Below are 24,223 nucleotides of genomic sequence, written 5' to 3'. Positions count from 1 at the left end.
CCTTTGGGTATGTATCCTATAGAGCGAACCCGTTAACTTTATCCAGAAATTTATACTTTCCCCCGCAAATAATCAGCTGTGTAGTTTTCGCCTTTGGGCAGTTTCACCATCTCTTCAGGCGTACCTGTAAACGTAACATAGCCGCCCGTTTCGCCACCCTCCCGGCCAAGGTCGATTACGTGATCAGCGCTTTTGATTACTTCCATGTTGTGTTCTATGATGATCACCGAATCGCCCTGATTGACCAGCGCGTTGATCGCCGACAATAATTTACGGATGTCGTGGAAGTGCAATCCCGTTGTCGGTTCATCGAAAATAAACAACGTACTGCCTTTATTGGGATTTCCTTTTCCCAGAAACGACGCCAGCTTAACACGTTGCGCTTCACCACCAGAGAGCGTATTGGCTGACTGACCAAGGCCAATGTACCCTAATCCTACGTCCTGTAGCGGTTGTAGTTTATCGGCCATCTTCGATTCAAACGTGCGGAAAAACGCAACGGCCTCATCGACAGTCATATCCAAAATATCCGATACGTTCTTGTCGTGCAGCGTCACTTCCAGTATCTCCTGCTTGAAGCGTTTGCCTCCGCAGCCCTCACACTTGAGGTAGATATCGGCCATGAACTGCATTTCAATCTTTACCTCACCCTCACCCTGACAAACCTCGCAGCGTCCGCCGTCGACGTTGAACGAAAAATGACTTGGTTTATAACCCCGCGCCTTTGATACTGGCTGATCGGCCATTACCTGCCGCAGGTAATCATAGGCTTTGATATACGTAACTGGGTTGGAGCGGCTCGATTTGCCAATAGGGTTCTGGTCAATCATTTCCACCGACGAAATGCGGTCGAGTGATCCACCAAGGCTATCGTATTTACCCGCTTCTTCTGCCGCATCGCCTTTTTGACGTAACAGAGCTGGATAGAGCACTTTACGAATCAGCGTGCTTTTTCCGGAACCCGAAACACCCGTAACTACAGTTAACGTATTGAGTGGAAACCGCACATCGACGTCTTTCAGGTTATTCTCCCGCGCCCCTTTCAGGTCAATAAAATTTGCAGACTTACGCCGGAATGAGGGCACCGGAACGGTCTCACGTCCTGTCAGAAAATCAAGCGTGTGAGAGCGCATGGAGTTAGTCCCCCCTATATCACCAGACTCATTGCTTCCTGTTCCCTGTTCCTCGTTCCTCGCTATCTCCGCCCACGTACCCTGGAAAACCAGATGCCCGCCCAGTGAACCCGCATCCGGGCCAATGTCGATAAGCTGGTCAGCCGAGCGCATTACTTCCTCCTCGTGTTCTACGACAATGACCGTATTACCCATGTCGCGCAGGGATTCGAGTACGCTTACCAGCCGTTGTGTATCGCGGGGGTGCAGGCCAATACTCGGTTCATCCAGAATGTACATGGAGCCAACCAACGCCGAACCAAGCGACGTAGCAAGTTTAATGCGTTGATATTCACCCCCCGACAACGTGTTGGTCAGGCGGTTCAGGGTTAGGTATCCAAGCCCGACCCGTTCCATATAATCGAGCCGGTTCCGAATTTCAATCAGGATACGGTTAGCAACCTGTTGCTGGTGGGCAGGTAGTTCAAGCTCATGAAAGAAGGTCGTTACCTGCGTAATGGGCATCAGGACCAGGTCGGTAATCGACTTCCCTCCTACTCGCACGTAGCTCGCGTCTTTCCGCAGCCGCGATCCGCGACATTCGGGACAGGTTGTTTTCCCGCGATAGCGTGACAGCATAACGCGGTATTGTACTTTGAATGTCTGACTCTCGACGTAGTTGAAAAACGAGTTCAGGCCATCGAAATATTTATTTCCTTTCCAGAGAAGTTCCTGCTCAGCGGGTGTCAGGTCTTTGTAAGGCCGGTGAATGGGGAAGTCAAACCGAATGCCATTTTTGAGCAGAGGTCTTAAAAACTCCTCACTCATTTTTTCGCTCCGCCAGGGGGCAATGGCTCCTTCGAAAACAGACAGGTTTTTGTCGGGAATAACCAGATCGGGGTCAATGCCCAGTACTTTACCAAATCCGTCGCATCGGCGGCAGGCACCATACGGGTTATTAAACGTGAATAAGTTAACACTTGGCTCTTCAAAGGTGATGCCATCGAGTTCAAACTTATCCGAAAACGTACGGGATTCCTTACCGACAATATCGACCCGGCACGTACCATCTCCTTCGTTGAAAGCCGTTTGTACGGAGTCCGAAAACCGGTACTGATTATCTTCATCGGGCTTACCTTCCGCATCATACAGCACCGTACCACGGTCAACCAATATTTCCAGATCGGCTGAAAATAACCGCTTTTCAACAGTAGCCGCCAGTTCACTGTCGGTGGTCGACTCGATGACGTCTTCAATTTGCAACACCTGCCGACCCGTCGGACCGCCATCGGCTACAATTCGGGTATAGCCTTTCTGGAGCAGAATGTTCAATTCATAGGCAAGCGTACGATCTTCACGAATCCGCAGCGGAGCCATAATCATAACCCGCTGGCCTGCCTCGTATGCATACATATAATTGACCACGTCCGTAACCGTATCTTTCCGGACTTCATGCCCCGATACGGGTGAATACGTAGTACCGGCTCTGGCAAAGAGCAGCTTCAGGTAGTCGTATATTTCGGTAGACGTACCGACCGTAGAACGCGGGTTACGTGTCGAAACCTTTTGCTCAATCGCAATAGCAGGAGAAACGCCTTTAATGTACTCAACTTCAGGCTTTTCCATACGGCCCAAAAACTGTCGGGCGTAGCTACTTAGGCTTTCGACGTACATGCGCTGCCCTTCGGCAAACAACGTATCGAACGCTAATGACGATTTGCCTGATCCCGACAAGCCGGTCAGTACAACCAATTTGTTGCGCGGGATGGCGACATCAATTCCTTTTAGATTGTGTACTTTCGCCCCTTTAATAATAATAAACTGCTTGGGGTCGAGATGGTCAACAGAACGCAGCGGTTCAGTTTCCGTTGTCTGGGTCATTCGGTGTTAATGAGGGTAAACTCTATCTAAATTTTAACGGTTTATTTTGAAATATGGTTTCTCCAGATTGCTATTCTTCGCAGCAAATGCAACGAGACGCCAGGAAGTACCGTACTAGCTAACGAAACGATGGATTTTGCACAGGAAGACAGTATTCGATTGAGTGTTGCGCTGGTGATGGGAGGGCTCATTGGTATCGAACGTGAATACCACGGAAAGGCTGCCGGGCTACGTACAATGATTATGATTTGTGTAGGCTCTGCCCTGTTCACACTAGCCTCAGGGCGAATTGGTGGATCGGGCGACCGGATTGCCGCCAATATTGTTAACGGAATTGGTTTCCTGGGTGCAGGCATTATTTTCCGGGAAGATAACCGCGTAAAAGGACTAACCACGGCTGCAACTGTCTGGGCTGTATCTGCGTTAGGAATGTGTGTAGGGGCAGGTCACTATGATATTGCCATAATGGGGTCTGTTCTCATTTTGGGAGCACTGCTACTTCAGGGCAATTTCACAGATCGAATTCAACGGCTTAATCAAACACGTGAGTACAAAATCGTTACGGCGTTTCGCAACAACACGATGCATCAATACGAGAAATTATTTGAAGAGTATGACCTATCACCGACGCGGAGTCAGCAGCAGCGAATTGGTACAGACATGATTGGGCACTGGCGCGTGGATGGCTCCGAGCAGAATCATGAAAAATGCATTAATCGTTTACTCAATGACCCTGAGGTAAAAGAATTCACGTTCTGATTTCGTTTAGTTAACAGTAAGTTTATTCAGCAAATTCACCATGAATTATATCCAGAAGTTTCTGTTTATCACACTTTTACTAAGTAGTAGTATTGCTTTTGGCCAATTAACGGAAGACCCCGAAGATCGGCGGAATCAGGGTCGGGACCCCCTGCGCACGCAGACCGTAGACGGTGAACCCTTACCATTTGGGCAGCGGCTACGCTTTGGCGGGGGCATAACCGGTTTTCAGTTTGGCAACCCCTTTAGTTTAGGTGTTTCGCCCGTTATTGCTTATCAGGCTACGGAGCATTTGATTGTGGGTATCGGCGGTAATTACGTGTATACCCGCTACAAGCCCGGCTATATCTACGCTAATCAGGGGGTTACCATCAATCAGTATGGCGGTAGAGGTTTTCTTATGTACGAGTTTATTCCGAGCATTCTGCCAAATCTGTACCTGCATGGTGAACTGCAAACCAACATGTACCAACAGAAAGTTGATCAGGTATCAACCGCCTTCACCGGAAATGTCACCGCACCGTTGGCGGGCCTTACCTATATGCAGCCGATTACCCGTCGGTTTGGCGTGAATCTTACGGCATTGTATAACCTGAATTACCGCCCCAATGACCCCATTTCGTATCAGGTTTACGGAGGTAGTCCGTTTGTGCTGCGGTTATCGTTCTTCTAAACAGGTATCAGTCGGTATGGCTGAATTTTTCGCCGTCGAAGACTGACGCTAATGTTTACTGGATCATCATAAAGTGACGCAGTACGTACTGCGTCACTTTATGCATACAAAACATGTATTTCCTGTCGTTTATACAGTAAATTTATCCCACTACCTTCGTTACGTTATGAATGCCACTAGCGCTGTTGCCGCCAGCCTGCTTTTCCTGTCTGTTTCTCTGTCGACCAGCGGCCAGCCGGAGAAAGATTCAACGGCCAAAGCGAATGCATCCGCGCAGAATCAGTCGTTCGAAAACCTTGGCAATCAGATTAACTCGGAGTACAACGAAATCAACCCTATGATTTCGCCCGATGGCCAGACACTTTATTTTGCCCGGATCAGTCATCCCAACAATACGCATGGTGCTAAAGGAAGCCAGGATATCTGGTTCTCTAAACTCGACACCGCCAGTGGACACTGGGGAGCCGCTCAGCACATGAGTTCCCCGCTGAATAAAGACGAATACAACTGTGCTTACAGCATTACGCCTGATGGCAATACCATGCTGATTAAAGGGCAGTACAACAACGGAACCTACGAAACACGGGGCTTTTCCATCAGCAAACGTACGGCAAATGGCTGGTCAGCTCCGCAGAAAATAGACATTCCCAATTACGTAAACATGAGCAAAGGGCAGTTCGACTGCGGGTTTATGTCGGCTGATGGGAAAGTGATGCTGATGGCTTTCAGCGAAAAGAAAAATAGCAAGGAAGATGATATTTACGTGAGTTTTCGGCAGAAAGACGGCTCGTGGACCAAACCTATGGACCTCGGTCCTGAAGTGAATACGAAATTTACGGAAACCACGCCGTTTTTGGCACCCGATGGCGCTACGCTTTATTTTTCGAGCAACCGCGATGGGGGTTTAGGTAGCAATGATATTTATGTGGTCAAGCGGGTCGATAAAACCTGGAAGCACTGGTCAAAACCCGTTAACTTAGGCCCGAAGGTCAATACGGATGGGTATGATGCTTATTATTCGCTCTCTGCTACAGGGGATTATGCCTACCTGACTACGTTCAAAAATACCTTAGGCAAAGGCGACATCGTTCGGATAAAACTGAATGACGGCTCTAAAAATGAGCCTGGTAAGGTAGGTAACGGCGACGACGTAGCGAGTAAAACCGATATAACCACGCCCGACCCGGTGGCGCTCATTAGTGGCAAAGTAATTGACCAGACCACCGGTAAGCCGATTGAAGCCCGTATTGTTTACCAGACACTGCCCGATGGCGCTGAAGCAGGCGAGGCTACTTCCGACCCGGTTACAGGCGAATATAAAATTGTGCTGCCCTACGGGCAGAAATACACCATGCGCGCTATTGCCAAAGACTTTATTGCCGAAGGGGATAACATTGATCTGACGGGGAAGACCGATGGCTATAAAGAAATAAAAGGCAAAGAATTGAAGCTCGTTCCGGTTGAAGTAGGCCGAACAGTACGTTTGAACAATATTTTCTTCGATACGGGAAAATCCGAATTACGTCCTGAATCGGGTCCAGAACTGGATCGGTTAGTTATAACGTTGAACGAAGCCCCCAAGATGGTTATTGAAGTACGGGGTCATACGGACAATACAGGTTCAAATGAACTGAATGCCAAACTTTCGCAGGATCGGGCCGATGCTGTTCGCGAGTATTTTATCAGCAAAGGCATCGAACCAGACCGGGTGGCTAGTAAAGGTTTTGGCGAAACAAAGCCTGTTGCAACCAATGATACCGACGAAGGACGCCAGCAAAACCGACGGGTGGAATTCGTAATTGTGAAGAAATGACGACCTGAGTGGTACGCAAAAAAACAGCAAAAGCATCAACCATCGCGAATCTTTTGAGTTAACTCATTGATTCAAACAACTTCCAATACAATTTTTATACATCCTGATATGCAACTAAACGCTGGTTGTGAACTTACTTTTGAAGCACAAACCCCAACGCCCCTCATATTGATGTTACGTCCCCGCTCGGGAGCCGGGCAGTGGATTATCCGCGAAGAATACCAGATTACCCCCGCCGTTAACGTAACAGAATTTACCGACATGTATGGTAATCTCTGCCAACGGGTTGTCGCTCCGCCGGGACCGTTTTCGATTCATTTCTCGGCTACTGTCCAGACGGCCGATTTGATTGATGTTTCGCCCGGTGCGCCCTATACTCCGGTAGAAGAACTGCCCGACAGCGTATTGCATTATACACTGCCGAGCCGGTACTGCCAATCTGATCAGTTGGGGGATTTAGCCGCTAAAATCACGGAGGGTATCGAGCCCGGTTACGATCAGGCCGAAGCGATTCGTAAGTGGATTCACGAAAACGTTAAATACGAATACGGCACCAGCGATGCGAGTACGTCTGCTGTTGATACGGCCAACAACCGTATCGGTGTATGCCGTGATTTTACGCATCTGGGCATTACATTGTGCCGCGCCTTAAATATTCCGGCCCGGATGGTCGTTGGGTATTTGTACCAGCTTGATCCAATGGATTTGCACGCCTGGTTTGAAGCTTATGTGGATGGTCGTTGGTTTACGTTCGACGCGACGCAGAAGCAGCCACGCGGTAACCGCATTACGGTTGCTTACGGACGCGACGCTGCCGATGTTGCTTTTACAACGCAATTTGGCCCCATGAACCTCAACGACATGAAAGTGTGGGTCGATACCGCTCAACATGAGGAAAACGAGAGCGAAAAAAAATCAGAAGAAGCTCCAACCCTCTCGACCTCAATTGGGTCTAATAATCAAGGAGGTAACTGACTATGAAAAAACAACTGCTTTTCTGCGCCTTTGTCGGGCTAATGACATCCTGCCAACAGGACGATGCTATTCAACCGAATCCATCGACCCTGGCTGCAGAGGTAGTTGGTACGTATCGGACGAATGTTTATCTAGATCCTTCTTACGTAGCTGTGCCCTCCAATCTGCTGCCCTATGCTGAACTCAAAACAGAATCGGATAGTGGCGTAGCGTTGATTTATACGAATCCGGAGAAATCGGATCAGGTCATTCAGCACATAACGTTGAGCCGGCAGGCCAATAGTATACAACTTCATGCCGGTGGCTCAGTTGTGGGCACGTTACAAACGGATCGGATTTTTACAAATAGCGGTATGGAAAAGCAAGGGAAGCTCTTACGGCTGAGCGTTCAGAATACGCCTGAACGTACTCTTTCTTTTGTGGGTTACCGATAAACTACTGGCTGAGCGACGTATTATATAGCCTTTGTCAAACGAAAAATCCCCCTTGAAATCAAGGGGGATTTTTCATGGATTTATTCAAACAAATGGCGATTAAGCCATAGCAAATTTACTTGCATTCCGTTTCCGCTCATTCTCATCCAAGAAAATTTTACGAATACGTAAGGCTTTCGGTGTTACTTCAAGATACTCATCTTTCTGAATATACTCCATGCACTCCTCCAGCGAGAACGAGATTTTGGGAGCAATTTTCACGTTTGTATCTGAACCCGACGCCCGCATGTTGGTCAATTGTTTTGCCGTTTGCAGGTTTATAACGATGTCATTCTGACGGTTATGTTCGCCAACAACCTGACCCGTATAAATCTCATCGCCCGGCTCAACAAAAAATACGCCACGATCCTGAAGCTTATCAATCGAATAGGCCGTTGCCTGACCGCTGGTCATGGAAATCAACGAACCATTGATCCGCTCGGGAATTGTGCCTTTAAATTCCTGATATTCTTTGAATCGGTGGCTCATAACGGCCTCACCAAACGTAGCTGTCAGCACGTTCGAACGAAGACCGATCAATCCACGGGATGGGATCTCGAATTCAAGATGCTGCAGATCACCTTTAGGCTCCATAATCAACAGCTCTCCTTTACGTTGAGTAGCTAGTTCAATTACTTTTCCAGCGGTTTCCTCCGGTACGTCTACAACAAGCGTTTCAATTGGCTCCAGTTTATGGCCGTTTTCATCTTCTTTGTACAGAACCTGAGGCTGACCGACCTGTAGTTCGTAGCCCTCCCGGCGCATGGTTTCGATCAGTACGGACAAGTGCAGAATACCCCGGCCATACACCAGGAAACGGTCTTCACTATCGGTATTTTCGACACGTAGTGCCAGATTCTTTTCGATCTCCTTATACAGTCGGTCACGCAGGTGACGTGACGTAACGAACTTGCCTTCCTTACCAAAGAACGGTGAGTTATTGATCGTGAATAGCATGTTCATCGTAGGCTCGTCTACGGCAATACGTTCCAGTGCTTCCGGATTGTCGTAATCGGTCAGCGTATCGCCGATTTCAAAGTCTTCGAGACCCGTCACTGCACAAATATCTCCGCATTGGACCTCAGCAACTTTCTGTTTTCCAAGCCCTTCGAATGTGTGAAGTTCTTTGATTCGCACCCGCTTTAATGAGCCATCTGATTTTATCAAACCCATGCTGGCGCCTTCTTTCAACGTACCACGATGCACACGCCCGATCGCAATCCGACCTACGAAAGCCGAATAGTCGAGTGACGTGATTTGCATTTGGGGTAAGCCCTCATTTACTGGAACAGCCGGGATCGTTTCGATAATTGTGTCGAGCAGATAGGTAATGTTGTCCGTTGGTTTCTGCCAATCGGGTCCCATCCAGCCCTGTTTCGACGAACCGTATACGGTCGGGAAATCCAGCTGATCTTCGGTAGCGCCGAGGTTGAACATCAGGTCGAATACCTGCTCATGCACTTCGTCGGGGCGGCAGTTTTCCTTATCAACTTTATTGACGATCACAATCGGCTTCAAGCCCAGATGTAGTGCTTTACTCAACACAAAGCGGGTTTGCGGCATTGCTCCTTCAAAAGCATCAACCAGCAAACAAACGCCATCGGCCATTTTCAGAACGCGCTCTACTTCACCGCCGAAGTCGCTGTGGCCCGGCGTATCGATAATGTTGATTTTAACGTCTTTGTAACGTACGGATACGTTTTTAGAAACGATGGTAATTCCCCTCTCCCGCTCCAGGTCGTTGTTGTCCAAAATCAGTTCGCCGAATTCCTGATTGTCCCGAAAGAGCTTGGACGCGTGAATAATCTTGTCAACCAGGGTCGTTTTGCCGTGGTCAACGTGGGCGATAATAGCTATATTGCGAATTGATTGCATACCAGTTTAAACCTGGATTTATGTGATTATTGTGATTGCCTTGTTTATGCTGATGAAGTGCTGTATTTAAATTGAAAATCAGTCAATAAAATCACATAAATCCAGGCCAATTTTTTCGCAAAGGTACGAAATTTTACGCTGAAACACAGAATTTTACAACTAATAAAATAAAAAAAGGCCCATTTAAGGGCCTGACTATAATATAAGTACAATTTCTTAACAATTGCTTAATGATTCGGGCAGCCACAGGGGTTTTTCTTACGAAAAAGACCCGTATTGAACAGCCCACCCCGCTTGGGTTTGTAGCCTTTTCGCTTACGGCCGAAAATAGTTGTTTCCGACGTGGACTTGTTTGAAGAAGCCATCGTTTCTATGGGCACGTCGATCAGCATCAGAGACGCCACTAGCAGTAGAAAAACTTTTGTCTTTTTCATTATCATCCCCGTTTCTCTCTTAACGCAAAAATAGGTCTATTAGTCAGACCATCTTTAAAGATTTTTAGTTCAAAATCTATATGGCTCTGGATTCCGACTACCTGATTGTTTACGGCACGCTACGCCCATCGTTCGAAAATCCATTTGCGCGTTATTTACGGCAGCATAGTCAATACGTTGGCGAGGTTACCTTTCCGGGGCAACTTGTCGATCTGGGTAATTATCCAGGTGCACTTTTTTTGCCTGATAGCCCGACAACCGTTTATGCCAGTCTATACAATATCCATCAACACAAAAACGAACTGTTAGCGTATCTGGATGAATATGAAAGTATTGGCGAACAATTCGAACAGCCTCACGAATACGTCAGAGCATTAATTCCGGTCAGCTACTCAGGCACCATATTCGATTGCTGGGTTTATCTATATCAGTTGCCAATTGACCCGAATCGACTTATTGAATCCGGCGATTATGAACGTTATCTAGGGAGGCAGGGGGCATAAAACAAAAGTACCGACCTGTCTTGGCAGGTCGGTACTCCGTTACGGTGGCTACGTTTAGCCAGTTATCTTGGGCCACGAGAGCGGCCACCTCCACTGTAGCCTCCGCCATAGCCACCACGAGCCCGTGGGCTGCCTCCGTAGTAGCGGGGCGATGGGGCATAGTACCGTGGTCGAACCACTACCGGCGGACGGTAATAGCCATAAGGCCGAGCATAGCCGTATGGATAACCATATCCATAATATGGACGAGCACCATAGCCCACACCTGTGTTTACATAAGCTGGGCCACAGCTTGCCAACAGCACGACTAGTAAACCGGCCATCAGCAAAGGCATTAATTTTATCGTTTTCATAATCTGGAAATCATTACGTTGAACCATCTATCTAACAAACGACTGAATAAGTAAATAATCACTCAGCCACTAATCTATTTTACCATCGGCGGCCACCATATCCTCCGCGCCACCCACGACGTCCGTAACCATAACCAGGATAGGGACGTACGACAACAGGAGGAGCGTAAAAAACAGGTGGTGGGGGTGGAGCAATGATCACCCGTGGCGGCACAATCACTACCGGAGGCTGTACGGGATACGGACGCCCATAAGGATAGGGATAATAGCCATTGTTGTATCCATTATTCGGATAAGTGGGCGGATAGCCATTATTATATCCGTTGTTCGGGTACTGTTGGTTATAGCCATTCCCGTTCGGATAATTAGGGTCGTACCCATTATTATATCCGTTCGGGTAATTTGGATTACCACCATTACCATTTGGATTAGGCTGGCTGTATCCGGGTCCATTTTGACCAAAACCAGCTGTAGCTATACCCATTATCAGACCAGCTAGCACTACACTCCATCCAATTGTTTTCATCGCTGTAGCAGGTTTTCACCCGATTTGTTTATTAGACAATTCATCAACTACATCGTTTAATTAAAACGTGGAGATAGCTGTTAAAGTTTAATTAAAAAGCCTGACCATCAGATAGTCAGGCTTTTTAAAAGAATATTAACTGGGTTATGCTTTCAGCTTTTCTTTCAGATATCCAAGGGCCAGCTTGTAGGCATCAGCTGTGGCTTCTTTGTTATAGACCGGATTACTCGGGTTAGCAAAGCCATGTCCGGCATCATACATTTTAACGGTAACTTTTTTACCAGCCTTTTTCATGTTTTCCTCAAACGTTTTCACGGATTCAGGCGTAATGCCTTTGTCCTGGCTGCCAAAGATGCCTAATACATCGGTATTAAGCGTTTTTAGCTTCTCTACGTCCTGTTCGGGACGGCCGTAATACATGACACATCCTTTCGCTTTCTGGCCTTCCAGCAAAGCCGACTGGAGCGAGAGCATCCCTCCAAAGCACCAGCCCACACTGGCAAATTCAGCCTGCGGACCCGCGTAGGCAATGGCTCCTTTCTGAATACTGCTGAGCCGGTCTTTATTGGCAGCCTGCATCAGTTTTCCAGCTTCGGCGGGTTCGGTAGCTACTTTGCCATCATACATATCAATAGCCAGCACATTTACGTCGGAAAGGTCATTATAAAACGTTTCAGCCTGCTGTTTGATGTTGTCGTTCAAACCCCACCACTCCTGATAAACCAGTAGCCATTTATTGGAAGGTTTTTTGGCTTTCAGCAGGAACCCGTTTGCCGACTGGCCATCGGGGGTTGAGAACTTGATCATTTCACCTGCGCCAGCATACGTAAAGGGCAGGGGTGCTTCGTGCAGGCGCTGAAAAGCCGGGTCGGCAGCCATCATGGCCATATCGTTGGCAGGGGTATGGCAAAGTGGAATTTTTGTTTCTTCGGGCTGCTGAGCTGACTTCAGGTAAGACAGGAGCGACATAAAGAAAGACAGGCCAGTGATGAAAACGATTTTCATGTGTGTTTGATGGTTAGTTGATTAAGGTAACTGAGTGATAAAGCAATTAGTTAAACACAAAATGGGCAAACTGTCTGCAATCTGCACACAATTTACCCATTCCATAAACTCAACAGGTAGTGTCCTAATTAATTTTTAATTAATGGGTTACGCCTTTACGAGTTCAAAAATCGTAATCTCAGGCAGGATACCTACCCGACCCGGATAACCAATGTAGCCGTAGCCCCGGTTGACATAGAGCCGTTGATCTCCCTCCTGGTATAAACCCGCCCATTGCCGGTAGAAATATTGCGCCGGACTCCACTTTACATCGCCAAGATCAACGCCAAACTGCGCACCGTGTGTGTGACCGCTAAACTGGACATCAATATCACTGTACTTTGGACGTACTTCGGCATCCCAATGCGTAGGATCGTGTGAAAGCAGGAGTTTGACGGGGTATTCTTCTGTGCCTTTATAGGCTTTTGCCAGATTGCCCGCCCGCAACGCTGCTGGACCGAACCCGAGATTCTGTACGCCTATCAGCGCGATTTTATCGCCGTTTTGTTCCAGAATCTTGTTTTCATCCATCATGATATTCCAGCCCATCTGCTTATGGGCCGCCACTACGTTCAGTACGTTCTGCCGTTCTGCCTGCGCACTTGGCCATTGTACGTATTTGCCATAGTCATGGTTTCCAAGCGTTGAATACACGCCAAGCGGTGCCTTTACCTTGTCGAACACATCGATATAGCTATTAACTTCTTCAGCGTGGCTATTCACCAGATCACCCGTGAAGAAGACCAGATCCGGTTTTTGGCCCAGCAGCATTTCAACACCACCTTTCACAGCTGTTTTATTAAAAAAACTACCTGAATGAATGTCTGAAATCTGCGCAATGGTCATACCATGGAAACCCGAAGGCAGGTTTTTTAGCGGAAGTTTTATGCGCCGGATGCGGTAGTCATGCGCCCCGGACAGGATGCCCCAGGTAAAGCCAACCAGCGGTATAGTCCCGACAACCAGAGCCGTTTTCATCAGGAAATCAGAGCGGGAGATGGCATCTTTTGGAATTCCGTTTACGTTGTCCGGTATCGTTTTTTGGGCTGAATCCACAACAGCTTCCCGAACTTCGGGTTTGTAAAACAGCGATACAATCCAGCGAAAAAGTCGTCCCAGATCATCGATGAAGATGATCAGCACAGCAAAAATTTTCGAGAAATACGGAATGGCTATGCCCGCCCAAAGAAATGTACGTACCTGCCGGCTGATCGAATCGGGCGGCAGAAACTGCATAAGTACAAACAGGAGCAGCGACAACGCCGTAAATCCCCAATAAATCATGGCAATTGTTCGCTGGGTACTTTCGGTAGCGGTTCGACTAACGGTTTTGATAGCCTGGAAAACGTACCAGTCTATCAGGAGCAGGATTCCGGGGAGAATGAAAAATAAGACAGTTCGGTTCATGAATTTTAGGGATTACCCTTTCTAAAGTCGAGGATGTATTCTGACAAATATTCACTCTTTTCGGGCTTTATATTCTTGACAAACAGCCGCGCCCGCTGGCCTAAACGAAGGCAGGTATTTCTGTTGGCAATATCTTCCGGCGTATTCATCGGCTGAAGCGCAGGGTACCAGAGAAAATAACCGGGCTTATCCAGTAGCAGTTGTGGTTTCGACCATTCCTGCGACTGAAGTGCCTGACCCAAATCCTGACTTTTGTTAAACGAAATGTAAATACTGCTGCCTGCCCACGATGGACCTACGGCTTTGCCCATGAGCATAACCCAGCAATGAAGATAGGTGTTCCAACTGACTGACGGTCCCCAATAAAAACCTCCGGATGGCGACGATGCTGGGCCGCCATCTTCAGTCTGTGGAATCTGTAAGGAGTTGATGGGTGCGCCGACACCATTGTACGGGGCATTGAATCCTTTGCCGTCCCACCGCTTGGCTTTTCCAACCGGGTTGTCGAGATCACTTAGTCGAATTCTGGCCACGCTGATGCATTGCCCGCTCCATTCCTTTTTGGGATCGTAGCTGCCGTCAGCGTACTGACCCGGATACCCGTATTCGCCATAAAACAGATACAGATAATCACCACTAGCCACAGCTGATGGATCGCCTACGCCACCAGCAAAAGTTTTAGAGGTGTTGTGCGGTTTTAAAATCATGTGCGCCTGTAAATCCTCAATAAAAATCCCTTTGTTTTCCCAGGCTTTACCTCCATTGGTCGATTTCATAATACCAATCCGACACACTGCCGCTGGCGACGTGGGACCCGTGATGCCCTGTGGCCAGTTTTTATTTACATAACCTTCTCCGGTTTTGGGATTGTAAGGTAGGGTAGCGGGGTAGTTTTCGTTGTGATAAACCGCGAATAGCGTTTTGCCCGACTTGTCGGTGGTATCCTGATACACCGTCTCGAACCACACAGCTCCATGAAGCCCGGGCTTGCCAACCGGTACGTTTTTAGGCATAGTCGGCTCCGTAAACTCGCCCGATTTGCGGGCAAAGACCTCTTCCGCGTGTTGGCCGCTAGCATATTTGAGATCATGGGCATTACCCCAGAGCGGGTCTTCGCCGTACTTACCCGGAAAAATTCGGAACGTATCTCCTACCCAAACTTCGGCCATGTTACAGTCGACAAATGAGTTGAACAGTACCTTTTTAGCGGGAATAAGTTTGTAGCTGGGCGTACTGGTTCCAGATTGGTCTGTATTTTTTTTAGTCGAACAGCTAAACAACCCCAGTATGGTTAGGCTACCGAGTGCAACTAATGTTAGGGTGGGACGTATTGTTTTCATAATAGCCGTTAAAGTTATGGCTATTTCAACTTTACTTTATAGGACAAATAAAAGCTATGGTTGCGATTCTTTCAGCGTATCAATTCAATCAAACGACATTTAAAATCTAAGCCAGGATGCAATCATACACCGCCCAGAAAATTACGGACTCGATAGTCATAGACGGCGATCTAACGAAATCCGTTTGGCAAAATGCAATCTGGAGCCCTCGGTTCGTAGATATGGTGACGGGTGCTCCCGGCTTGTTCGATACCAAGGCTGCAATACTCTGGAATGACACGCATTTGTACGTAGCGTTTCAAGCTGAAGAACCCTTTGTAGAAGCTCATCAGACAGAACGAGACTCGATCATCTTCCTGGAAAATGATCTTGAATTATTTATTGATGGGGGCGATTGCTATTACGAATTGGAAGTGAACGCCCGAAACACAATTTACGAGGTGTTTTTCATCTGGAAAGATGCTTACCTGCGAGGCAGCCGATTCGACGTACCTCTGTTCGATGTTTATCAGCCTCAGGCAATGACTTTTGGCGGAGACTATGACCGTACCGGCGCTTCCTTCTGGTACGGCAAGCATCCACGAGGCCTCCGTTGGGCTTTTCTGAACTACGATATGCCCGACCTGCAAACAGCAGTACGGGTCGCCGGTACGTTAAATGACAATAGCGATATTGATACTGGCTGGAGCCTGGAAATTGCCATTCCCTGGAAAAGTCTGACCTGGTTGGCCAATGGCCGAAATTTGCCTCCCCAACCCGGTGATGAATGGCGAATGTTTCTGGGCCGTTTTCAGAAACTGATGGTTTCCGGGGCGGAGGTCCAGCCACACCCGGCAATGGTGATGACTCCTCACGGCCAGTACGACACCCACCAGCCCGACAGTTGGAGCCGTATTGTGTTTTAAAAACGACTACTACGTTCCAGAAACAACAAATGCCGATGGCTTCTGAGCCGTCGGCATTTGTTGTTTCTTATAGATGACGGTTAAACCAGTTCTTCTTCCGGCTCTTCCTGAGGCTCCAGTGCAGGGTCTTTTTTGCCAAACCACTTCATCCGAATGCGCTCATTGACCCAGTACATACAAGGCACAATCACCAGGGTTAATATCGTGGAGAATGTCAGCCCGAAAATGATTGTCCAGGCCAGGATGTTCCAGAATACAGAACTATCTCCGCCGATAATAACGTGCGGATCAAAATCGCGGAAAAGACCGACGAAATCAACCGTGATGCCAAACGCCAGCGGAATCAGACCAAGCACAGCCGCAGAAGCAGTTAATAGTACGGGCGTCAGACGAATGCCACCCGCTTCGATGATGGCTTCGCGCAGCGGCACACCTCGACCACGTAACTCCTCGATAAACTCAATGAGCAGAATCCCGTTTTTCACCACAATCCCGGCCAGAGCAATGATACCCACACCCGACATGATGATCGAGAATTCTTTGTTGAAAATGACGAAACCGAGCAGTACGCCAATCAGTGAGAACAGGATCGTTACGAAAATAATCAGCGGCTTCACTACCGAGTTGAACTGGGTTGCCATAATCAGGTAAATCAGCAACAGCGCAATCCCGAAAGCAGCACCCAAAAAGTTCATCGACTCCTGCTGATCTTCCTGCTCACCACCCATTTTAACCGTATACCCGTTAGGAACATCGATATCTTTGATAACTTCCTGAATCTGAGCAACAATCTGGTTGGCATTGTAGCCTGGCACTACGTCAGAACTAAGTGTTACGATACGTTCCTGATTCTTCCGGTTGATCTGACTAAACGTTGTTGAATAGCTGATATTGGCAACCGACGTAATGGGTACCTGACGTAATTGCCCGCCCATCACCATGTCGCGGTAAACAATATTTAAGCTCAGAAGCCGGTCTATCTGACTGCGGTCATCCGATTTCAGACGAACCATTATCGGATACTCATCTTTGGCATCACGGAATTTCGACACTTCCAGACCGAACAATGCAGTTCGAATCGCCAGAGCTATCTGACCCGACGAAATTCCTTCGCGCTCAGCTTTCTCCCGATCAATGTCGACCACAATTTCGGGTTTGTTGGTAATCAGGTCAGACTTCAGCTGATCGATACCCTGAATACCCGCCTGAGCGATTTTCTGCTGAACCTGCTTTTCCAGTTTCTTTAGTTGATCGAATTCTTCACCCGCAATTTCTACAGCGATTGGCTTACCCGTTGGGGGGCCGTTTGACTCCCGCTCGACCGAAATTTCGCTTCCAGGCAGGCCGCGCATCGCTATCCGGACTTTAGCCAGCAACGAATCTGTCGAAATACCATGTCGCTCTTCGTTCGGTTTAAACGCAATCGTAACCTTCGATTTCTGCGGTGTAGCCGACCGGTCAGGGTTTTGAGCATCTCCAGCGTTTTTACCAACGTTCGAAATCACCGAGTTAACGATGTCGGTTGCTTTGTTTTCATCCAGTATTTTAAACACCCGCTTCTCAATCACCTTCGTCACCGAGTCGGTCACGCGGGCATCGGTACCCACCGGCATTACGTTATACACATAAATGTAATCGGGCTCACCACTCGGGAAAAACAGAACTTTCGGTTTGGCAATACCAACGATGATGAACGTTACGATAAGCAAGCCGAAAGCGCCTACAATCGAAAGCACTGGACGCCAGCCTGTCAATACCCAGGAAATCAGTTTCCGATAGCCATTTTTAAGGGCAGGCAGCCATTTGTCCTGAAACGGTACAATCAGTTTTGGTGTCAGTACGTAGTGGTTAAATACGTACAGGATAATGAACAGCACAAACAGATTACCAATACCTCGATCTATTACATAGCCAACCCCTGCCAAAACCGTCATAATCATCAGCGGACGCTTGATTTCCTGAAAGGTCTGACGATCCTCATGGTTATCGTCCTCATGCCTTTTCATAAACGTAACCGCAAAAACAGGGTTGATGACGTAAGCCACAAACAGCGACGAAAACAACGTCAGAATAAGCGTGAGCGGCAGGAATTTCATAAACTCACCCACAATACCAGGCCAGAACAGAAGCGGGAAGAAGGGCGCAATTGTGGTCAACGTACCGGATAACACCGGAACGAATACCTCACCAGCAGCAGCCTTCACAGCCTGCCGTATATTCCAGTCTCTGTGCTGATTAAAGAGCCGGTGCGAGTTTTCAATTACCACAATGGCGTCATCGACCACAAGTCCTAAACCGAGCAGGAACGCAAACAACACCATCATATTCAGCGTAAAGGCGGTGCCGACCATTGGTCCCAGAACCGGCATCAGCACAAACGCTACGAGCGCTGATAGGGGTACAGACAGACCCACGAAAATGGCATCCCGAACGCCCATAAAGAACATCAGAATCAGCACAACGAAGATGAAGCCCAATACAACCGTGTTGATCAGGTCATTCACACTTTCGCGGGTACGTTCCGACTGATCGGCCGTGATTTTTACATCCAGACCAGCCGGGAAATGCGTTTCCTTGTATTCATCAATGGTTTTTTCAATACGGTCGGCGGCCGAAATAAGGTTGGCACCGGCCCGTTTGATTACGTTCAGCGTTACAACGGATTTGTTGTCTAAGCGGGCAAAGTTCTGTTGCTCCTCGAAGTTGTCGCGTACTTCGGCAATGTCGCCAAGGCGAACTGTAGCACCGGTAGCCGTGCGGATTTGCAGGTTCTGAAGTTGCGTAACGTCCGTAAACTCGCCTTTCACACGTACCGTCCGGCGAACACCGTCAACGTTTAGATCACCACCCGATACGTTGATATTTTCGCCCTGAATGGCCTGCTGAATATCGCTAAAAGCCAGACCAGCCGACTGCATACGAGACAGATCGACGTTAATCTGAATTTCGCGTTCGAGGGCACCGATAATATCTACACGCCGAATTTCGGGCATACCCTCAATTACGTCCTGTAAATCCTCAGCGTATTCTTTCAGTTGCTTCAGCGAGAAATTGCCCGCCATGTTGATGTTCATGATCGGCATTTCCGAAATATCAACATCCTGCGCCGTTGGGCCTGAATCCAGCTTTTGTGGCAGATCGGGCTTCGCTTTATCGATAGCATCCCGAACACGTTGCAGCGCTTCAGCCGACTCTACGTCGGGGTTGAACTCAACCAGAATAACTGATACGTCCTGCAAGGCATTCGACTTAATACGCTTAACACCCGAAACAGACTTCAGCTGTTTTTCAATTTGCTTGTTGATGGTGTTTTCAATATCGGCCGGAGCGGTTCCTACATACACGGTATTGATGTATACCTGTGGAATCTTGATGTCAGGAAACTGCTCTTTCGGCAGGTTATTGTAAACGAACAGCCCACCGAGAGTAATCAGGAAGGTGAAGATGTAAATCGCCGTTCGGTTTTCAACGCACCAGTTGGTGAATCCGAGGGTTTTATACTGTTCAAATTTCATAAAAATGGTCGTTAGTCATCAGCGTTAGCCGTCAATAGGTAGTTGTTAGCGTTTGGCAGAGAGCTAACATCTATTTACTGACGACTGACAGCTAAAAGCTTATAGGTTGTCCGTCAACTAAATCCTGATAACCAGCCGTAACGATTTGGTCGCCCGCCTGTAACCCTTGCGTAATCTCTATTTTACCACCGTACGACTGGCCCGTTTTGATAGGCTTCGCTTTCGCTACTTTTTTACCACCTTCATTTACAGCCACATAAACCAGCTTTCCATTCTCGGTATCCTGAATAAGGTTTTCGTTGATCACGATTGCCTTTGCCTGTGTCTGGTCGTTAATTTTAACACGAGCCAGCATGTTTGGTTTCAGGGCATTGTCTGATGGGAGTGGAGCCTCGATTGTAAACGTCCGCGTAGAAGGGTCTACCATCGTTGCCACAAACGAAATGCGCGAATTAAGTTGCCGGTTAATGTCAGGAAACTCAACCGTTACGGCATCCCCCTTGCGTACGCTACCTGAATACGTATCCGACACTTTCGCTACAACTTTCAGCTGCGACAGGTTTACGACCCGAACCAATCCGACGCCCGGCATGGCCGACTGACCAATTTTAACGCTGACCTGATCAACGACGCCCGAAATGGGGGTTGTTACGGTCGATTGGCCCAATTGGGCATTTAGCGTCGACAACCGGCGTTCGAGCGACTCTTTGTTGTTCTTGGCCTGCAAATACTGGATTTCTGTTCCGATTTGCTGTTTCCACAAAGCAGCTTGCTTCTCATAAACCGTGTTCGCCAACGATAGCTGTGTTTTTACCTCCGCCATCGATTCACGCAGCAGTTGATCGTCGACCTTCGCAATAGCCTGTCCAGCCCGTACCTGATCCCCTTCTTTTACGTAAACTGCCGTAACAACACCACCCGATTTGGGGGATACCTGTACGTTATTTTTGGCATCAATAGTCCCCTGCAATTCCACGAAGTGCTTAAACGTACTGGATGCTAATGGAGCAACCGTCACTTCTTTCACACGGCCTTCTTCAGCCTTTTTGGGGTCGAGTTTGGCTAACTCACCCTCCAGCGTTTTGATTTTCGAATTCAGTTCAGTCTGTTGAGATTTCAACTCTGTGAGTTCATCCCGTTTGCTCTGCAGATCTGATTTTTTCTCCTGCGAGCAAGCCGCTAATAAGCTGACAAGTGCAATGGCGTAATATGATTTCATAATCTTTTTTGGTAATGAGCAATTCAAGAAATAAAGCATTGTTAGTCAATCACTTATTCTTTCATCATTCACTTTTTGATAGTCATTTAAAATTACTGTCCTGAATACAGTTTTCCGTTGGCTTTATCTGCATCTACTTTGGATTGCAGGAAGTTGTAGAGCGATGCGAAGTAGTTCGTCTGGGCCTGCCGATAGGAGTTTTCAGCATCCAGCACTTCAATGTTTGACCCAACGCCCTCCTGGTATTTGATTTTCGCCACACGTGCTACTTCCTGAGCCAGTTCAACGTTACGTTTCTGCGTCCGCAGTGTTTGCAGGCTGTTGCCAAGCGTGATGGTCGACTGACGAATTTGCAGATCAATTGAATTCTTCAGCAGTTGAGCGTTGTTCTGTGCTTTCTGTAACGTAAACCGTTTCTGCTGCGCCTGATATTTCTTCTGGAAGCCATCGAAAATGGGTAATGAAAAGTTAATCCCAACAATTGCCGAGTTGAACCAGGGGTCTGTAAACAGGTGCTTAAACTGATTCCGGCCCGTGTTATAGCCATAATTGGCAAAGGCAGATAAGCGCGGATAATACAACTTCGCTACACTCTGAACATCCAGATCGGCCAGTTGAATTTGAGACTGCAAGGTCGAAAACTCAATGCGCTGATTATAATCAAACTCGGCGGCCGCCTGCACATTGTTACGTTCGACAGCATCAAGATCGATATCCTGAATCTGTTCCGTCAACGTAATGTTGTCGTTGATACCAAGTCCCATCTGAAACTTGAGCAGGTAATAACTCAGGTCGACCAGATTCTTTACGTTCTGGCGCTCTGCTTTCAGGTTGTTCAGTTGAACCTCAAGCCGGCTGACATCAATCTTTTCAACGAATCCCTGCTTGTTTAGCGCTTCAGTGTTACGCAACAACGTATCTACCCGGGCAATATTCAGGTCCAGCAGTTTGATTTGCTGTTCGTTGACCAGCACTCCGTAGTAAGCTTTTGCCACCTGTTCTGCTACCGTAATTTTAGAGGCCGTGATGTTTTTCTGCGACAGTTGGCGGTACGTTTCCGCAGCCCGTAATCCTAAGCGGTACGATGCATCGAACAAAAGCTGGTTCAGAGCCCCTGTCAGACTTCCCGAATAATTTACCCCAAACTGAACCGGTACGGCCGGTGCATCCGGTGACGCATTTTGATCGAAAAACACAGCAGGCAAGAACACCCGCTGAATAATCAGGTTGTCCATTACCTGACCCGAAACACTTACCTGTGGTAGTGCTACACCCCGTACTTCACGAATACGAGCCTCAGAGCTTAGGGCATCCAGGGCTGTATTCTTAACATTGATGTTATTTTCGACAGCGAATTTGATGGCTTCATTGAGCGAAAAATCCTGTCGATTCTGAGCCAGTAGCTGTCCTGTACTCACGAGCGCGAGCAGCCAGATTGCTACCATCATGTTGATCCTACTGAATTTCATGGTTGTACTGATTAACATACTGATTGTAAATGGTGAATCCTTTTTCCGTTAGCATTCCCCGAACAAAGTGATGCATCAATTCATACTGAATTTCAGGCATCGTAAACCGGTCTGTCGGAAATAGGTCATTATTAAATGCTAGCTCAATTTGTTCGACCCGAAGACGGGCTAAAATGGCTGGGTTTATATCCGATCGATATAGACCTTGATCAATACCTTTTTGGATATTTTCAAGAATAGATCGCATAATTTCACCTTCTTTATATTTTCTGAAAAGTGTGAATGCCTGCGGATAATGCCGTTTCATATCAATCATCAGATTAGGACTGACCTGATCTGCATGCTTCTGAATCATCGACAGTACGTGCATGATTTCCTCTATCGGATTGTCAGCCTCTATCGCCATACACGTCATTTCCGACTGATTTCTAACCATTTTGTCTTCGATTACCTGCGACAAAATCTGTTCTTTATCACTGAAATGCTGGTAGATTGTCTTCTTCGAAATTCCTAACTGTTTTGCAATGTCTTCCATCGTTACGGAGCGAACCCCATATCTCCAGAACAACCGTTCAGCCTCTGCCAAGATCCTTTCTTTCATTAAAAAAATAGAACTTTTACAGGATGAACTTCGGAAACTCAAATATAGTTCTGAGTTTCCGGGATATTTTTAATTAAATGATGAACGGCCTTAAAAGCCGCGTGAAGCGCCCGAAAATCCCGACGAACCAGTAGAGAATTGGAGATGAACCGAGGTAAGAATTCAGTAATTAATCGCCGATCTGGAAAAATCGGACGTCGGCCTTTACAGTATTGAGCAGTTCTCGGGTACGTTCCGGGCGAGCGTCGGTAATGAATAACTGCCCAAAGGCGCCTTCGTCCATACGCTGGATCAGCTTGCCAATACGTCGATCATCCAGCTTATCGAAGATGTCGTCGAGAAGCAGAATGGGCTTGACACCTTTCTCTACTTCGAGTGAGTTGAATTGGGCTAGTTTCAGGGCAATGACAAAGGTTTTCTGCTGGCCTTGGGAGCCAAACTTTTTCAGCGGTACCGACTGACTGAGGCCGTTGTCGATCAGAAACGAGTAATCATCTTTATGAACGCCCATAGTTGTGCGCTGCAATACGGTATCGCGCCGACGGAAGTGACGGAACTCATCAGCAAAATTTGGGTCGCTTACTTCCGATTCGTATACGATGTTTACCTCTTCGCGTCCGTCGCTCAGGTACCCGTAGTGCGCCCGGAAACCGGGTAAAAACTCCTCGACAAACAACTTCCGGCGGTCATGAATTTTCTGGCCCAGATCAAGCAGTGGCTCATCGTAGGTGTCGAGCATATCGTTGTCGACCTGGTTTCGGTCGGCAAACAACTTCAGCAAACTGTTACGTTGTTTCAGAACCTGCTGATACATCAGATAATCGCGCAGGTAATTCGGGTCCATCTGCGACAACACGCCATCGAAAAAATGCCGCCGATCTTCACTGTGCTCACGAACGAGGTCGGTATCATTCGGAGCGATCAGCACCACCGGAAACCGACCGATATGGTCGCTGATACGTTCGTACGGTTTTTTGTCGGCCATCAATACCTTACGCTGACCACGCTGCAAGCTAATCGTGATCTGAACCCGACCGGGATGAGTCTCGGATTCCCCTTCTTCAAAAATACCATCGATGATAAAATAATCCGCGTCGTGCAGAATACTCAGGGCATCCTGATTCTGGAAAGCACTTTTGCTAAGCGCCAAAAAATAGATGGCATCTAACAAATTGGTTTTACCGCTACCGTTCGGCCCAACAATTACGTTTACCTGCCGTCCAAATACATACCGGCCATCTTCATAATTCTTAAAATTGGTTAGGCTCAGTTTTTCGAGGTACATAGATGTAGCGGGTAACGCTATAATGCGTAATTTCGCGGCAGTCCTTCAGTTTTTTACTGAA

The 24,223-nt window shown here is 47.7% G+C and carries 20 protein-coding genes; 7 read left to right on the top strand and 13 right to left on the bottom strand.

Going from position 1 to position 24,223, the window contains the following annotated elements; all coding sequences use genetic code 11:
- Positions 1–50: 50 nt before the first annotated feature.
- Positions 51–2,993: an excinuclease ABC subunit UvrA gene (gene uvrA / locus LN737_RS03915; protein WP_405516398.1), complete on the bottom strand. Its 2,943-nt coding sequence runs from the start codon at positions 2,991–2,993 to the stop codon at positions 51–53.
- Positions 2,994–3,122: 129 nt separating this feature from the next.
- Here uvrA and LN737_RS03910 point away from each other — a divergent pair, with 129 nt between their 5' ends.
- The 5 genes from LN737_RS03910 to LN737_RS03890 all read left to right on the top strand — a co-directional run bounded on the left by LN737_RS03910 (position 3,123) and on the right by LN737_RS03890 (position 7,647).
- Positions 3,123–3,752, top strand: coding sequence for an MgtC/SapB family protein (locus tag LN737_RS03910; protein ID WP_405516396.1), 630 nt, complete (start codon positions 3,123–3,125; stop codon positions 3,750–3,752).
- 40 nt (positions 3,753–3,792) lie between these two features.
- Complete coding sequence (locus tag LN737_RS03905; RefSeq protein ID WP_405516394.1) at positions 3,793–4,425, top strand: hypothetical protein; 633 nt, start codon at positions 3,793–3,795, stop codon at positions 4,423–4,425.
- 166 nt (positions 4,426–4,591) lie between these two features.
- The gene (locus LN737_RS03900; RefSeq protein ID WP_405516392.1) at positions 4,592–6,238 is read left to right on the top strand and encodes an OmpA family protein; all 1,647 of its coding nucleotides are present in this window, start codon (positions 4,592–4,594) and stop codon (positions 6,236–6,238) included.
- Between the two features lie 108 nt (positions 6,239–6,346).
- Complete coding sequence (locus LN737_RS03895) at positions 6,347–7,213, top strand: transglutaminase family protein (RefSeq protein ID WP_405516390.1); 867 nt, start codon at positions 6,347–6,349, stop codon at positions 7,211–7,213.
- Between the two features lie 2 nt (positions 7,214–7,215).
- Positions 7,216–7,647, top strand: coding sequence for a hypothetical protein (locus tag LN737_RS03890; RefSeq protein ID WP_405516388.1), 432 nt, complete (start codon positions 7,216–7,218; stop codon positions 7,645–7,647).
- 99 nt (positions 7,648–7,746) lie between these two features.
- On the opposite strand, the gene typA is transcribed toward LN737_RS03890, so the two are convergent.
- Together typA and LN737_RS03880 are read right to left on the bottom strand one after the other, a co-directional pair.
- Positions 7,747–9,561: a translational GTPase TypA gene (typA, locus tag LN737_RS03885; RefSeq protein ID WP_405516386.1), complete on the bottom strand. Its 1,815-nt coding sequence runs from the start codon at positions 9,559–9,561 to the stop codon at positions 7,747–7,749.
- Positions 9,562–9,788: 227 nt separating this feature from the next.
- A complete protein-coding gene (locus LN737_RS03880) occupies positions 9,789–9,995 on the bottom strand; it encodes a hypothetical protein (RefSeq protein WP_405516385.1) in 207 nt (68 codons plus the stop codon).
- A gap of 80 nt (positions 9,996–10,075) precedes the next feature.
- Here LN737_RS03880 and LN737_RS03875 point away from each other — a divergent pair, with 80 nt between their 5' ends.
- Complete coding sequence (locus tag LN737_RS03875; protein WP_405516383.1) at positions 10,076–10,498, top strand: gamma-glutamylcyclotransferase; 423 nt, start codon at positions 10,076–10,078, stop codon at positions 10,496–10,498.
- A 62-nt stretch (positions 10,499–10,560) separates the two neighbouring features.
- Here the strand turns inward: LN737_RS03875 and LN737_RS03870 are convergent, their stop codons facing one another.
- The 5 genes from LN737_RS03870 to LN737_RS03850 form a co-directional block, all read right to left on the bottom strand.
- A complete protein-coding gene (locus LN737_RS03870) occupies positions 10,561–10,851 on the bottom strand; it encodes a hypothetical protein (RefSeq protein ID WP_405516381.1) in 291 nt (96 codons plus the stop codon).
- 79 nt (positions 10,852–10,930) lie between these two features.
- Positions 10,931–11,377 (bottom strand): hypothetical protein, encoded by a 447-nt coding sequence (locus tag LN737_RS03865; RefSeq protein WP_405516379.1) that lies wholly within the window; start codon positions 11,375–11,377, stop codon positions 10,931–10,933.
- A gap of 144 nt (positions 11,378–11,521) precedes the next feature.
- Entirely contained in the window at positions 11,522–12,382 is an 861-nt protein-coding gene (locus LN737_RS03860; RefSeq protein ID WP_405516377.1) for a dienelactone hydrolase family protein, read from the bottom strand.
- A 147-nt stretch (positions 12,383–12,529) separates the two neighbouring features.
- Complete coding sequence (locus tag LN737_RS03855) at positions 12,530–13,828, bottom strand: metallophosphoesterase (RefSeq protein WP_405516376.1); 1,299 nt, start codon at positions 13,826–13,828, stop codon at positions 12,530–12,532.
- A 5-nt stretch (positions 13,829–13,833) separates the two neighbouring features.
- Entirely contained in the window at positions 13,834–15,168 is a 1,335-nt protein-coding gene (locus tag LN737_RS03850) for a hypothetical protein (RefSeq protein WP_405516374.1), read from the bottom strand.
- A 116-nt stretch (positions 15,169–15,284) separates the two neighbouring features.
- Between LN737_RS03850 and LN737_RS03845 the strand changes: the two genes are divergently transcribed.
- Positions 15,285–16,073, top strand: a complete 789-nt coding sequence (locus tag LN737_RS03845) for a carbohydrate-binding family 9-like protein (protein WP_405516372.1) — start codon at positions 15,285–15,287, stop codon at positions 16,071–16,073.
- A gap of 80 nt (positions 16,074–16,153) precedes the next feature.
- Here LN737_RS03845 and LN737_RS03840 read toward each other — a convergent pair whose 3' ends face one another.
- The 5 genes from LN737_RS03840 to recF all read right to left on the bottom strand — a co-directional run bounded on the left by LN737_RS03840 (position 16,154) and on the right by recF (position 24,162).
- Entirely contained in the window at positions 16,154–19,588 is a 3,435-nt protein-coding gene (locus LN737_RS03840) for an efflux RND transporter permease subunit (RefSeq protein ID WP_405516371.1), read from the bottom strand.
- A 91-nt stretch (positions 19,589–19,679) separates the two neighbouring features.
- On the bottom strand, positions 19,680–20,807 hold the full coding sequence (locus tag LN737_RS03835; protein WP_405516369.1) for an efflux RND transporter periplasmic adaptor subunit: 1,128 nt from the start codon (positions 20,805–20,807) through the stop codon (positions 19,680–19,682).
- A 92-nt stretch (positions 20,808–20,899) separates the two neighbouring features.
- Positions 20,900–22,276, bottom strand: a complete 1,377-nt coding sequence (locus tag LN737_RS03830; protein ID WP_405516367.1) for a TolC family protein — start codon at positions 22,274–22,276, stop codon at positions 20,900–20,902.
- The gene (locus LN737_RS03825) at positions 22,263–22,877 is read right to left on the bottom strand and encodes a TetR/AcrR family transcriptional regulator (RefSeq protein ID WP_405516365.1); all 615 of its coding nucleotides are present in this window, start codon (positions 22,875–22,877) and stop codon (positions 22,263–22,265) included. Before LN737_RS03825 ends, LN737_RS03830 begins: the two co-directional genes overlap by 14 nt.
- Before the next feature lie 169 nt (positions 22,878–23,046).
- Positions 23,047–24,162 carry a DNA replication/repair protein RecF gene (gene recF / locus LN737_RS03820; RefSeq protein ID WP_405516363.1) on the bottom strand — a complete coding sequence of 372 codons (1,116 nt, stop codon included), beginning with the start codon at positions 24,160–24,162 and terminating at the stop codon, positions 23,047–23,049.
- Positions 24,163–24,223 lie beyond the last annotated feature (61 nt).

It is taken from the genome of Spirosoma sp. KNUC1025 (assembly GCF_045160025.1).
Lineage (GTDB): Bacteria > Bacteroidota > Bacteroidia > Cytophagales > Spirosomataceae > Spirosoma.
This window is presented reverse-complemented; position numbering and strand designations above follow the sequence as displayed.